At 59.9% G+C, this 13,341-nt stretch carries 11 protein-coding genes; 2 read left to right on the top strand and 9 right to left on the bottom strand.

Features of this window, described 5'->3' with window-relative positions; genetic code table 11:
* Positions 1 to 50: 50 nt before the first annotated feature.
* Both P9255_RS06275 and P9255_RS06270 read right to left on the bottom strand, forming a co-directional pair.
* Positions 51 to 299, bottom strand: a complete 249-nt coding sequence (locus tag P9255_RS06275) for a hypothetical protein (RefSeq protein ID WP_309766064.1) — start codon at positions 297 to 299, stop codon at positions 51 to 53.
* An 11-nt stretch (positions 300 to 310) separates the two neighbouring features.
* Positions 311 to 820, bottom strand: a complete 510-nt coding sequence (locus P9255_RS06270) for a lecithin retinol acyltransferase family protein (protein ID WP_309766063.1) — start codon at positions 818 to 820, stop codon at positions 311 to 313.
* A 375-nt stretch (positions 821 to 1,195) separates the two neighbouring features.
* Here P9255_RS06270 and P9255_RS06265 point away from each other — a divergent pair, with 375 nt between their 5' ends.
* Both P9255_RS06265 and P9255_RS06260 read left to right on the top strand, forming a co-directional pair.
* A complete protein-coding gene (locus P9255_RS06265; protein WP_309766062.1) occupies positions 1,196 to 1,486 on the top strand; it encodes a hypothetical protein in 291 nt (96 codons plus the stop codon).
* 80 nt (positions 1,487 to 1,566) lie between these two features.
* Positions 1,567 to 2,337 (top strand): protein phosphatase 2C domain-containing protein, encoded by a 771-nt coding sequence (locus tag P9255_RS06260; RefSeq protein ID WP_309766061.1) that lies wholly within the window; start codon positions 1,567 to 1,569, stop codon positions 2,335 to 2,337.
* On the opposite strand, the gene P9255_RS06255 is transcribed toward P9255_RS06260, so the two are convergent.
* The 7 genes from P9255_RS06255 to P9255_RS06225 all read right to left on the bottom strand — a co-directional run bounded on the left by P9255_RS06255 (position 2,321) and on the right by P9255_RS06225 (position 13,313).
* Positions 2,321 to 3,637 carry a sigma-54 dependent transcriptional regulator gene (locus P9255_RS06255; protein ID WP_309766060.1) on the bottom strand — a complete coding sequence of 439 codons (1,317 nt, stop codon included), beginning with the start codon at positions 3,635 to 3,637 and terminating at the stop codon, positions 2,321 to 2,323. The two genes, P9255_RS06260 and P9255_RS06255, sit on opposite strands and share 17 nt — an antisense overlap.
* The gene (locus tag P9255_RS06250; RefSeq protein WP_309789258.1) at positions 3,634 to 6,693 is read right to left on the bottom strand and encodes a peptidase domain-containing ABC transporter; all 3,060 of its coding nucleotides are present in this window, start codon (positions 6,691 to 6,693) and stop codon (positions 3,634 to 3,636) included. The genes P9255_RS06255 and P9255_RS06250 overlap by 4 nt, the downstream gene beginning before the upstream one ends.
* A gap of 16 nt (positions 6,694 to 6,709) precedes the next feature.
* Positions 6,710 to 7,462: a peptidylprolyl isomerase gene (locus tag P9255_RS06245; RefSeq protein ID WP_309766058.1), complete on the bottom strand. Its 753-nt coding sequence runs from the start codon at positions 7,460 to 7,462 to the stop codon at positions 6,710 to 6,712.
* Positions 7,463 to 7,479: 17 nt separating this feature from the next.
* Complete coding sequence (locus P9255_RS06240) at positions 7,480 to 8,853, bottom strand: HlyD family efflux transporter periplasmic adaptor subunit (protein ID WP_309766057.1); 1,374 nt, start codon at positions 8,851 to 8,853, stop codon at positions 7,480 to 7,482.
* Positions 8,831 to 11,335, bottom strand: coding sequence for an FHA domain-containing protein (locus P9255_RS06235; protein ID WP_309789354.1), 2,505 nt, complete (start codon positions 11,333 to 11,335; stop codon positions 8,831 to 8,833). The genes P9255_RS06240 and P9255_RS06235 overlap by 23 nt, the downstream gene beginning before the upstream one ends.
* Positions 11,336 to 11,420: 85 nt before the next feature.
* Positions 11,421 to 12,833, bottom strand: a complete 1,413-nt coding sequence (locus tag P9255_RS06230) for an efflux transporter outer membrane subunit (protein ID WP_309789352.1) — start codon at positions 12,831 to 12,833, stop codon at positions 11,421 to 11,423.
* 201 nt (positions 12,834 to 13,034) lie between these two features.
* Entirely contained in the window at positions 13,035 to 13,313 is a 279-nt protein-coding gene (locus P9255_RS06225; protein WP_309766056.1) for a hypothetical protein, read from the bottom strand.
* Positions 13,314 to 13,341: the final 28 nt, after the last annotated feature.

Below are 13,341 nucleotides of genomic sequence, written 5' to 3'. Positions count from 1 at the left end.
GCTAGAGTAGCGGCAGCCTGTCGTCCGTGTCAAAGCCGCGCCCTCGGGCCTCAGGCCGCGAGCCGTGCTGCGCTCATCGAGGGACGCCTTACCTGCGGCGGAAATACATTCCAGCTGCCGTCGTCGTGCCGGAAGAAGAGGATCGCGATGACGCCGCCTGCATGCCATGCCTCGATGCAGACGAAGCGCATGCCCGTGACAGGCGAACGGCACAGCCGCACGACGCGTGCCGGATGCGCCGGCGAAGGTGCGAGCCACTTGTCAACGGCCCAGTGAAGCGAATTTTCGGGGATGTCCATGATTGGTCTCCTCACATGACTAAAGACGTATCCATTCCGCTATTTGCAAACGCACTGCGCCTGCCGCGCCGTTCGGCCCAGAGATAAGTCTTGAGCAGTCCCCTGAGCGCATCGAGCGCGACGCCCGGATGAACGAGGCACGCGCGCACCTGACTGCTGCGGGCTTCGCCGAACAGGCACCAGGAAACGAAGTGCTCGCAGTTGTTCGTCAAGAGGCGATAACGGTCTTCGCCGAGCCTGCTGCGTGCGCGCCGCACCGCTTCCTTGCCGGTGAAACGGGCGGCAGCATTCGGGCGCATCGTCACGGCATAGCCGCCCGCAAACTGCGCGAGAGTCACTTCCTCGATCGGGCCGCGATGAAGCGATTTCGCAAAGCCGGCATAGTGGATAACCATGCCGTTGCCCGCATATATTCCGTGATGTTCATATCCGGAGCGGCGCGTGACGACCTCTGCGCCGAGCGAAAAGCCGTAGTCGACGGCTTCTTCTTCGATCGATCCGGACGGTTCGCTGCATGACATGGCTCGCTCCGCTTCGATTTTCTTAGGCTGGCGCCAAGTGTTTGTGCGGCGCCTCGTTGCGGTGTCTTTTGCAGCTTTCTTGCCAGTTTTATAATCCCTTGATTTTTATGGCATTAGCGATTCATCGTGCGTGCCTGGCAGCGTGTGGTGTCTGCGTTGAACAAACGACGCCTGATCGATTCTGTTGGCCGCGAGCCGTCCTTTCATGCGAGTCAGGCGTGTCGGTCATGGACTGACGCGTGCATTGTGAAAGTCGGTCCCAAACCAACGCCAGGTGTCGCGGACCCGCCCGCGGCGGACCCTCAGCGCGATTCTCTGCGTCGGCATACGACTTGCATTGGCTCGTGCGTCTCGAGAGCTTTGCGGAGAACTGATATGAGCGCCCTTTTCGTTGCCGACCTCGAATGCGATCGCGAACTCAGCCGTGCCGATATGGCGTTCATCAGGGGCGGCGGCGGCGCACCGTGGGTCTACGGCTGGATCACGCCGTATATATCGGGGCGGCAGGAAGGGTTCGGGGGTGTCGTCAACATCTACGAAATCACGAACAACTTCACGGCGGACCAGATGATCAATCAGTTCCAGTCGGTCGATGTTCATAATTCCGGCAATGGCGCCAGCTTGAACGTCAGCCCGAACGCAAACTCGGCGAACAGCGTGAGTTAGCGGCTGGCGCCTTTAGCGCGGAGAATGTTAGGCGCACAATCGGCGGATCGCTTGCTTGCTTCGAACCAAGGGAGGTTGTCGTGACCTTCACCGCTGACTTCGTATGGACATCGGCTGCCCGGTCCGATGTCGGATGCATTCGGCAAATCAACGAAGACGCCCTGCTCGACTCGCCCGAGCGCGGCCTATGGGCCGTCGCCGATGGCATGGGCGGGCACGCCGTAGGCGATCTCGCGAGCCGCATGGTCATCGAGAGCCTGTCGGCTATCTCTTCGGATGGCGGGCTCGCCAGCGTCATTGCTGATGCGCGCGAACGCCTCATCGACGTGAACGAGAAATTGCGCGTGGAGGCTGCCCGGCGGCTGGTATCGCGGATAGGCAGCACGGTCGTGGTGCTTGCCGCTCGCGACGGCGCATGTGCGTGTCTGTGGGCTGGCGACAGCCGGATCTATCTCTTCAGAAATGGACGGCTCGTGCAATTGACCCGCGATCATAGCCACGTCGAAGACCTCAAAGCGCGCGGACAGTTGACCGCCGAAGAAGCGTTGCATCATCCGGCGCAGCATTTGATCACGCGTGCAGTGGGCGCGCTCGACGTGCTCGATCTCGATGAAAGCACCGTCCCGCTAAACGATGGCGATACCTTTCTCTTATGCAGCGATGGTTTGTCGAACGAACTGAGCGAAGCGGAGATGGCGAGCGAACTCACGGCCGGAGATTGCGAACTCGCGGCGCAAAGACTCCTTGAAAAAGCACTCGAACGCGGCGGGCGAGACAACATCTCGCTAGTCGTCGCGCATGCCGAAGATGTGATGGCAATGGACAGAACGCAGGTCAATCCGTCGATTTAGCTTCTTTTGCCTTCTGCGCGGCAAGCCGGAAGTCCTTCGAATGCAGCCCATGCTTCTTCAACAGCATTTGCAGGTGCGAACGGTTCATTTCATAGCGCCGGGCAAGTTCCGCAACCGTTCCGCCCACTTCCTGCAAGCCGCGCTCCAGAAATGCCCGCTCCGCTTCATCGCTTGCAACGCGCTTGGCCTCACTCAGAGAACTTGCCGTGGCAATGCGATTGCCATTGGCCGATGCCCCGCCGATCGCGAGCGAAAGCGGCGATTTGGGCCGTATGTCCAGCGGAAGATGCTCGATATCCGCCATCTCTCCCGCGAGACAAGCAAGCCGGTACACCACGTTGCGCAGTTCGCGGATATTGCCGGGATAGTCGTAATTGCGCAAAAAATCACGCAGGCGCGGCGACATTCTTACAGGGCGGCGCTTGAGCGTGGCCGCAGCTTCATCGCCGAAGTAGGCGAGCAGGAGCGGTATCTCGTCGCGACGCTCGCGCAGCGCCGGCAACGTCACGTGAATGACGCTCAGGCGATAGAACAAGTCCTCGCGAAAACGCCCTTCGTCGCAAAAACGCCGTAAATTGCGGTTCGTTGCCGCGACGATGCGCGTGTCGACCGCTATCGGTTCGTCCGACCCTACGCGCTGAATCTCATGCGCTTCGAGCACGCGAAGCAATTTGACTTGCCCTGAAAGCGGCAGCTCGCCGATCTCGTCGAGAAAGATGGTCCCCGTATGCGCACTCTCGAATTTTCCTTTGCGGTCGTTCGTCGCGCCGGTGAAAGCGCCCTTCCGATGCCCGAACAGTTCGGATTCCAGCAGATTCTCCGGAATGGCGCCGCAGTTGACTGAAATATAGGGCTTGTCCGCCCGAGAGCCGTTGGCGTGAATGACCTTGGCCATCAACTCCTTGCCGGTGCCGCTTTCGCCATCGATCAGAACGGGCAGATCCGTCGGTGCAGCTTTTTCCGCTATTTCCAGTGCTTCCAGCAGTTTTGGATTGTCACCGAACGTGCCTTCGAATACGAAGCTGCGTTCGATCAGTGCCTGCCGTCGCGCGCCGGCCGACAGCTCACGCTTGGGCTCTGCAGCTGCGGCTTGCACGAAGCGCTCCTTGTGCGAAAGCTGCATGACTTCGTCGCGCAAGGCGCTTGCCTGACGCAACAGCTTTTCGATCTCCGGGCGCTCGAGCCGGGATGTCCATCGCAGCGTCGAGCGCAATATCTCGATCTTTTCGATGATTCCCGCATACGAGATCGCCGATGCAGGCGCGCCGCTGTCGCTTTCGGGTTGGTCGAGTATCTTCATGCTGCGCTCAATTGCTTCTGCACGAGTTGGTAATACATGCCTTTTCCCGCGACGAGTTCGTCGTGCTTGCCCTGCTCGACGATCCCGCCTTCATAGAGCACGAGAATCTTGTCGGCGCGCATGATCGTCGAAAGGCGATGCGCGATGATGACTGCGGTGCGTCCCTTCAGGATCTCCTGCATGTTGCCGAGAATATTGCTTTCCGATTGCGTGTCGAGTGCGGACGTAGCTTCGTCGAACACGAGCAGGCGCGGATCGTGATAGAGCGCGCGGGCGATGCATAGCCGCTGGATCTGCCCGCCCGACAGCCCGACGCCCCGCTCGCCGACCACTTGTTCATAGCCGAGCGGCATGCGCGTGATGAACGCGTGGGCATCGGCCATCTTCGCGACTTCCTCGATGCGCCTCCGGTCCGGCGCTTCATCGCCGCTCGCTATGTTGTCGGCAATCGTGCCGGAGAAGAGCAGATTGCTTTGCATTACATAGCCGATTTGCGCGCGATAAAAGCCTTTGTCGATCACGTTGATGTCATAGCCATCGACCGTCATCTTGCCTTCGCTCGGCGCATAGAAGCCGACCAGCAGTTTGGCAAGCGTCGTCTTGCCCGACCCGCTGCGGCCGACTACCGCGATCAGTTCACCCGGCTTGATATCGAAGCTGATGTTCTCCAGGACATAAGGGGTGTCGCCATCGCCATAACGGAAGTACACGCCGTTGAAGCTGATATTGCCCTGAAGGTCGGGCAACATGACGCGCTGCTGCATTTCCGATGGCTTTTGCTCGGGCTCGATATCGAGTACATCGCCGAGCCGCTCCATTGCGACGCCCGCATCGTTGAGCAGGCTCCACAAGCCGATGAGTCCCATGAGCGGCGACAGCACGCTTCCCATGAATGCGTTGAACGCAATGAGTTGACCAATGGTCAGTTCCCGCGAAAGCACGAGATTGGCGCCAACCCATAGCACGGCGATGGTCGTCGCGGCGTTCAATAACTGACTGCACAGACCGACTGCAATATTGAATCGCTGCGACTTGTACTGCACTTCCAGTGACTTCGCGTATTTCTTTTCCCACTTGAGGCGCACCGCGCGCTCGATACCCATCCCCTTGACGGTTTCGACGCCGCCCAAGGCTTCCATCAGATAAGACCGGGCGTCCGTGCTGGAAGAGAACGTCTCGCGCGCATTGTGCTTGATGCGCGGCGTCGCCAGCACCGTCAGGGCCATGAGTGGAATCACGAATGCGATGAGCAACAACGTGAGCTTCACGTTGTACAGGAACATGATGGTGAAGTAGATGAACACCATCAGGAGATTCAGCACCGTCGTGACCGTGGACTCGGTGAGAAACGCGCGGATCGTATGGTTTTCCTGAAAGCGCGCGAATACGTCGCCAGTCTTGCGTTTCGCAAAGAAGATGAACGGAAGCGAGAACGTATGCTTGAAGAACTGCGACATCATGGAGAAATCCATGTTACGCACCATGAAGTTCGCGAGATAGGCGCGTATGGTGGACATCAGCTGCGAAAAGAGATTCGCAACGATGAGCCCTGCGATGAGCACATGCAGCAGCCCGACGTTTTGATGCACGATCACGCCGTCCAGTATGTTCTGGATGATGAGCGGCGGCACGACGCCCAGGACCTGAATGACAAAGGTGGCAAGGAAAAGGTGAAGCAGTATCTTGCGATAAGGCTTCAAATAGCCGACGAAGCGTATCCACGGTGAATTCGACACCGCCTTCTGCACGAGGTCGTGCGCAGGCGTGAACAGCAGACATGTGCCGCCCCAGCCGCGCTCGAACTCGCCCGCCGTCATCTTTCTGAACCCGATTGCCGGGTCCGCTACCCAGACGTTCTCCGTCGATATCCCATAGACGATGATGTAGTGGTAGCCCTCCCAATGCGCGATGAACGGCAATTCAAAGCCGCGTAGCGATTCATACGTGCATTGCATGCCGCGCGTCGTGAATCCGAGTGCCTCGCCCGCGCGCGCGAGACTGTCCAGCGTCGCGCCTTGTGTCGTCACGTTAGCGAGTTCGCGGAGTTTGCCGAGCGTCATGCCGATGCCGTAATGCCGGCATATCATGGCGAGACACGCAGCGCCGCAGTCCATTTCTTCCGCCTGCTCGACCCAGGCAAAGCGCTTGATGATGCGCTCGCCCAGTTCGGGCTTCGTTTGCAGGTCCAGCATCGCGGGCAGCTTGCGACGCTCCGCGAGCTTCCTTTGCCGCTGCAGTTCACGCTCGATGTATCGAATGCGTTCTTCAAGCACCTCGCGCAGTTTGACATTGCGTTCGATGATGAAATGAACCGTCTTCTCGGGTATGACGAGCAAGCGCGTATCGACGGTCGCAATGGCCGAAGCGATTTGCTCCTGACGCATCACGCAAGCCTTTTCGCCGAAGATCTCGCCGGGGCCGAGCGTCGCCAGCACATGCTGCTGGCCGCCTTCTTCCCGCACGATGCGCACTTCTCCCTGACGAACGACATAGAGACGCCTGTCATCACGCGAATCCTGCTTGAAGATTTCCTTGCCTTCGCCGATACGCTTGACGCCGACACTGCGCACGCATTCTTCCAGTTCCGCCTTGTTCAGCTTGCCGCGCAGATCGAACAGCTTTGCGACGAAGCCTCCCGCCGAAGCAATGGCGACATAGCTCGTGACGAAGGCAAGCGCGGCAGGATTCTTTGCAATGACCGGCTCGATGACACTGCGCGGAATGAATAGCAGTTCCGTCTTGCCAGACGAGCGCACGGACGATTCATGCCGATACTCACGCAACATTGCGATATCGGCGAACGTCTCACGCTCCTTCTTGACCCCCATGCTGATTTCTTTGCCGTGCTCCTCCGTGAAGATGCGCACAGAGCCGGCCCTGACGATAAAAAGTCCGTCTGCAGGATCACCGGCATTGCATACGGTCTCGCCGAAACCATAGCGCCGCGACTCCACGTGAGCGGCCAATTGCTCCGTCTCCTCGCGCGAGAACGGTGAAAGAATTTCGACGGCCGCAAGAAAATCGGCGGTCGAATCGAAATTGGCAGGGGCGTCCATTGGCGTGGCGATGGGGTCAGCGAGCTTCGATCACATGCTCTTGCGCACGCGCAAGCAGCCATTCTTCGCGCAACAGCCGGCGTATTTCGGCGGTCACGTCTTCATCCAGCGCCGCGGGATATTTGGCCGTGACCGCGAAGATCTCATAGGCAGAGCCATCGGCGGAAACGAAGGGGCCGAGCAAATCGCCGGGTGCGGCGTTGAAAACTTTCGCTTCGATTTCGGGTTTGAGTTGCCCGCGCATGACGCGCCCTATTACGCCACCACTTTCGCGGGTATCGGCAAGCGAGTGTTCGCGCGCCATGTCCGCGAAGCTGTCGGGATCGTCGCTTAGATAGGAAATCATTTCCTTGGCGCTTCCTTCTGTGTCTAGCACGATATGACTGACTTCGATGCTGTCGAATTTCGGCGAATTGAGCTGGAAATATTCTTCGATGGCGGGCTGCGTGCCGACCTTGTCGAGCATCTTCTCCTGATACAGCGTGTCGGTGATGAAGACTTCGAATTCGTCGAGACTCACGCTCAGCGCATCGAGATAGTTGTTCATATCGGCCGCGCGATGCAGCCCGCGTATGCGCCGGAACTGGTCGGCGCGCGTCTGGATCTCATCGGCCGTCAACTCGATCCCCGCCTTCCTGGCGGCGCGCACCGTGAGCTTGTCGCGCACCAGTTGCTCGATGAGTCCGTCGAACTGGCCATTGAGTTTCAGAAGCCGGATGAACTCGCCTACATCGACCACTTCTTCATCGATACGCACGATTGCCGTCATATCGCTCTCCGTTTGGATTAGCCAGCCACGTTGCGGAATGGATCGAGGCCCAGATCGATAAGCCGCCTTTCACGCACGACGACTTCCGCTGAGGCAGTCATGCCGTAGCGCAGCGGATAGCGCGTGCCGCCGATCTGGTAGTAATCGCGATCCAGCGTGACGCGCCCTTCGTACACCGGCTGTTTAGTGGCCGGGCTCGGCTTGGTTGCGGGCGAAATGAAGGCGAGCGTGCCATCGATCACGCCATACCGTTGATAAGGAAACGCATTGAACTTGAGCTTGACGCGCTGCCCTTCTCTCAGGAATGCGCGATCATGCTCGGCAATTTCGATCTTCAGTACTGGCCGCGCATTGGCGGGCGCAATGCCGCCGAGCGGCGTATTGGCCTGAATCTTGTCGCCGGGCTGCGTGGATGTCACGTCGGTGACGACGCCCGACACCGGCGCGAGAATCAACAGAAAATTGTCCTTGTCGATGTTCTCGAAGCGAATGCGCGCCGCTGCATCCGCGACGAGGCGCGCGGTTTGCAACTGCAGGCGCAGCTTGTCTTCCGTGCTCGCCACTTCGCGCATCGCCGCTTCGTATTGCAGCCTTAAGTTAGTGGACTCCTGACCGCTCGTTTCGAGCTGCGCCTTGGCCTGCGTAAATTCGTGGCTCAAACGGAAGTCCAGCTCGGCGAGCTTCGCCTGCTCCACGCGATACGCCCCGTCAGCTTCGAGATAGATATTGCGCTTCGCATCCACTTGCGATTCGGACACCCCACCGCCGCCCGGCAACGCGAACAGGCGAGCGAAGCGATCCAGTTCGTTCTTTGCAGCATCGCGCGCACGTCGTGCGTTTTCAAGCGTGCTGCGCTGCTCCTGCAGTTGCGCCTTCTGACCTTCTGCCAGCTTGCTCGTGCCTTCAGTCACGCGCTGCTGATGCTGATGCTCCTCGATCTCCATCTGATTCTTGAGCGCCACGATCCTGCGCTCCATGAGCAGTTTCTTTTCGGGGAACTGCTTCCATTCGCGCTCGGCGTCGTCCAGCTTGAGCTGAGCTTCGAGCGCATTCGTGGCCGCTTCGATCGCGCCGCGTGCGTTGAGACGAGCGACGACATCGTCCTTGCGAACGGGTTGTCCTTCCGCGATGTACAGATCGGCAAGCTCGCCATCGATCGGCGCATAGAAGCGTCGCACTTCCGATTCCGGTGCTAGCGTGCCCTGCGCCGTCACCATGACATCGGCATGACCGACGAAGGACCACACGAGCGCAGCGACCACGAGCGATACCATTGCATACACGAGCGCCCGCGTCAGCCTGAGCGGCTCGGCCGTCAGGATGGCGATGCCTTCCGCGCCGTGATCCTCCAGCGCTTCGGAGAAGGGCTTAAGGGGCGCGTCGCGTTTCATCGGCGCCTCCTTTCAGCAACGCGAGCTTGCTCTGCAGCAAAGCGGGTTCGAGCACCATGCGAAGGTCCTGCAGGGAACGCCGTTGCAGGTCCACTTCGTTGTCGATGTCGCCCTTCAGCGCGCTCCATTTATCCGGATCGCCGTTCACCTGTTTCAGGATGCGCATGCCACGCGATGCTGTGTCTTGCGCAGCCAACAAGAGGTGCGCCTGCGTGCGGAACGCGTCGGATACGCCCGATTCCAGCCGTTGTGATCCGCCTATGCCGCCGTTGGTCCGATACTGCGCCCAAAGCGCTTGCGCCTGATTCATCAACGATTGGGCGCGCGACGCTGCTCTGCTCTTTAGCGCAGCAATGTCGGGATCGACTGCCTTGGCGAAATAAGTGTCGCCTTGGGCATCGAGCGTTTCGTTGAAGGACAGCACTGCATCTTCATACTGTTTCGAGCCGCGCGCTTTTTGCAACTCTGCGAACTGGGCGGCCACCGATTGTTTATGCGCGATTTCCTTTTGCACGGTCGGCGACCACGTTCCTTGCGGCAGCCTTCTCAGCGCATCGATGGCGCTTGCGCTATTTCCATTCGCCCAGGCAGCCGACACTGCCGCATATTGGGCGCGCACATCCGGCGAAGGTAACTGGCTTGCGTTCAGGAGCGCAAGTCGCTCCCTGAACGGCGGTGTCGAGAAGTCCGCCTTGTTCAAAGCCGTAATCAGAGGCGCAAGGCTCGGCTCGCTCATTGCGCGCTTGACGTTCGCATAGCCGCTTGCATCGGCACGAATGCGATCCAGACCGCTCAGGCGCGGGTACTTCTCCGCGTATTCCTTGAGGACCGCGTCGATGGCGTCGAGGTCGTCATCGGCAAGACTCTTTGCAACGCTCGCATTCAGCCGGTCGATGGCCGCCAGATATGCCGAATCGTCACTCTGCAGCTTGCGCAAGTGGCTTAGCGCCAGTGCATACGGATCGCGAAACTCGGGTACATATCCCGCGATGCGATCCAGATCGCGCTGATGGCCGGAAGCGTCCGCTTCCCAATGCCTGAGGATGTCCGCGATGCTGGCCTCATCCGCGTAGATGCGAATGGGCGCATCCGGTCCACCGCGCCCCATGACGAAGCGTTCGAGCTTGCCTATCCAGCCGAGTTCATCGAGCATCGAACGCACGTCGGTATTGTGTGCCGAGAGCGTTTTCATTTGCGTGAGGATGGCATCTGCGTCGGCGTGCTTCCCAGCACGCAAGGCGTCGAGCCAGCGCGGCACGCCGGACTTCAGCACGGCCTCCGTGTTCATCGCCGTAAAGCGCATGTCGTTCGCATGTGCTTGCAGATACTCGTCGCTGAAGGCGGCGGCTCGCGCGTAGTCGCCGCTTGCCATCAGCGACTTTGCATGACGCTCCGGGAAGCCTCCATGAAAGAGCGCGACGCCGACCCCGATCAATGCGACGACAGCGCATGCCGCCACGATGCGTGCGCGTCTCGCGGCGCGAATGTCCTCGGCGGCGAATGCCTTGCGCAGTTCCGTCATGAAGAGCGCGACTTTTCCACGCTTGCCCGCATGAGTCGAAGCGGATGCGTCCTTGAGGGCGGCGTGCGCGTCCTCGTTCACTTCGTCGTCGGCGGGCGCGGACTGATCGATGCAAAAGATATCGAGGAACGAGTGTGCGGAACCGACGAAGGTCGTTTTGTCGCTATCGTGTTCAGCGTCGATTTTCCGATTGGGCTCCGATGGCACGGCCATCTCGGTAAGCGTAGACTCGCCCTCCTCGTCATGAAGATGCACGCGATAGGCGAAGTGTGTCCCGCCGAACGCCAGCGTGTCGCCATTCTTGAGTTCGACGGCGTGATCGCTCATTCGCTGTCCGTTGACGAACGTGCCATTGGTGCTGCCGAGGTCCTCGACGAAAGGCGCACCGCCCCGGAGGAACACGTGTGCATGGCGGCGCGATACGTAGTTCACCTGATGCGGGTAGTCGTTGCGATAACGCGCGAACGTCTCATCGGTTTTGCTCACCAGAAACGGGAACTTCGTCAGCTCTATGGGCGACAGGCCGCGATCGTCGTGTTGCGGGTCGAGCGTCAACGCGAGCGGCTTGGGCGCATGCGTGCGCCGTCTGCGCGGCACGAACTGAACGCGATACGCAAGCCGGTTCCCAAAGGCAATCTCGTCGCCATTTGCGAGGCGCATGGGTACGTCACGCACGGGCGTGCCATTCAGCGCCGTGCCGTTCTTGCTGGCGAGGTCCGCGATATATGCGTGGCCGTGCTCGATGAAAATGCGCGCGTGCCGGCGCGACAGCTGGGTGACGGCATCGGGCGGGCTTTCGTCGAACGGCGGTTCTGCGCGTCCGATTGCGAAGAGATTTTCATCGATGCGTATTTCGCTGAGCGGATCGTCCAGACCGCCGCGCGATACGGGCTTGAGAACGATGTCGAACGCCTCGCCCACGCTTGGCTGCTGTTCCGCTATCGGATCGCCTGGAGCCATGTTCACGTCGCAAGGTTCGTCCAGCCGCCATCGAAATAGACGCCATGCGGCGGCTGTCTTGAGTTTAAGTCACGCATCGTCTTAGTCAATTAGCAGCGCTTTGCGCGTCGACCGTGGACCATCCGCCGCCGAGCGCCTTGTAGAGCGTCACCGTGTCGGAGAGCATCTGCTGATGGTTGGCGAGCAACGCAAGCTGCGCGGCCAGAAGCGTACGCTCGGTCTCGAATACTTCGAGCTGCGAAATCACGCCTTCCTTGAGTTGCGCATCGATTTGCGCCGCAACGACGGTCAGATGCGCGACTTCTTGCTGCAACTCGCCGCGCTGCTTCGTATGCGCATCGAGATTGACGAGCGCGTTCTCCACTTCCTCGAAAGCGCTCATGACCGTGCTGCGGTATTGCTGTTCGGCGACCGTGGTTTGCGCCTGAGTGGTCTTGACGCGAGCGCGGACAGCCGGATCGAGAATCGGGATGTTGATGCTCGGCAAGAAGCTGAACGTGAAGGACTTCAGTAAATCCGTTAGCGCGAAGCTCGCTGTTCCGCCGCGCCCCGTCAGGCTGATCGTCGGCAATTGCGCGAGCTTCGCCTGGCCGACGAGATCGTACGATTCGAGCACACGGTATTCGGCGGCAATGAGATCGGGCCGACGCGACAGCAATTGCGACGGCAAGCCCGCCGGCACGGGCGGAATCTGCACGCGCTTTTGCAACTGGCCATCCGGCACTCTGAATTCGCCAGCGGGAACGCCCATTAGCGTTGCAAGTGCGTTGTTCGCAAGATCGCGCGAGCGGCGCAACTCCAGCAGATCGCGCGTCAGACGATTCAGTTCCGCGCGCTGCGTCAGCACTTGCGTATGCGGCACGAGGCCATTTCTTTCCATTCCTTCGAATATCGTGAGGATTTGCTGATTCGTCGTGATGGTCTGTTTTTGCTGCGCGATCTGATCATCGAACTGAAGAATCTGAAAGTACGTCGTCGACACGCCTGCCACGAGTTGCAGATAGCCCGCGCGCCAGTCTGCCTCAGTCGCGTGAAACTCGGCCTTCTGAGCCTGGACGCCCTTCTCCACGGCTCCCCAGATATCGATGTCCCAGTTGACCTGCGTGCCGAGGTTGTATTGCCTGGAGAACGGCTGACCCGTCGTTTTTTCGAAGCTCGCCCCCGCGCCGACATCCATCGTAGGCAGCGCGCCCGCTCGCGCCTCGCCGATCTGCGCGCCTGCAACCTGTATGCGTGCGGCGAGTACCTTGATATCGAAGTTGCCCTGAATGGCCTTGTCGACGAGCGCATCGAGATAGGGATCGCGGAACTGCTTCCACCAGTCCGGCTGAATGGTGTCGGCGGCGGCGACCTTCGAGGAATCGAACGTCGTAAAGGCGGTTTTCTCAGGAGTGTCGGGACGCTTGTACGCCGGGACTTTCACATCGATACACCCCGTCAGCAGCACGCAAGCGCAGAGACTCGCGCATCCGATGGTCCGGCACAACGATGACAACAGAGCTCGCACGATTGACTCCCGCGCTAACGCCGATAGTGGGAATTCGCGCGCCAGTGACACAACGCGCGCACGATGCGGATCGATCGCCGTCTCGGGAACGACGGTCGATCCGCGCCGCCGTTAAAGGCAGTTGAAGCAGCGGAGCTCCCCGTACTCCGGTTTTGCTACAGCCGCGCGCTGCGGGGCTTCATGCAGACACGGTTACATCGCGTACGGCGTGAACACATTGATGTTGCTGTCGTTGCGCGCCTTCTGCTGCGGCTCGACCCTGGACTTGATGTCATGCGCGAAAGCGTCGTTCACGCCGTTGACGTTGAACGTCTGCTGCGCCTGATCGGCGAGTTGCTGCGTGTTCGCGCTCAGGTTATAGCTCGAGTTGTAGCTCGGGAAAAACAGGCTCATGCCGCCGCGCACGGCGGACATGTCAGCGCCGTTCATTTCGGCGTGATGGGCGAGATCGTGAATGCTCAAGGTGGACATGATTTCAGGCTCCTGGCTAAGCGTAGGC

It is taken from the genome of Caballeronia sp. LZ019, assembly GCF_031450825.1.
Classification (GTDB): Bacteria; Pseudomonadota; Gammaproteobacteria; order Burkholderiales; family Burkholderiaceae; genus Caballeronia.
Note: the sequence above shows the minus strand (reverse complement) of the source record. Positions and strands in the feature narration are given on the sequence as shown.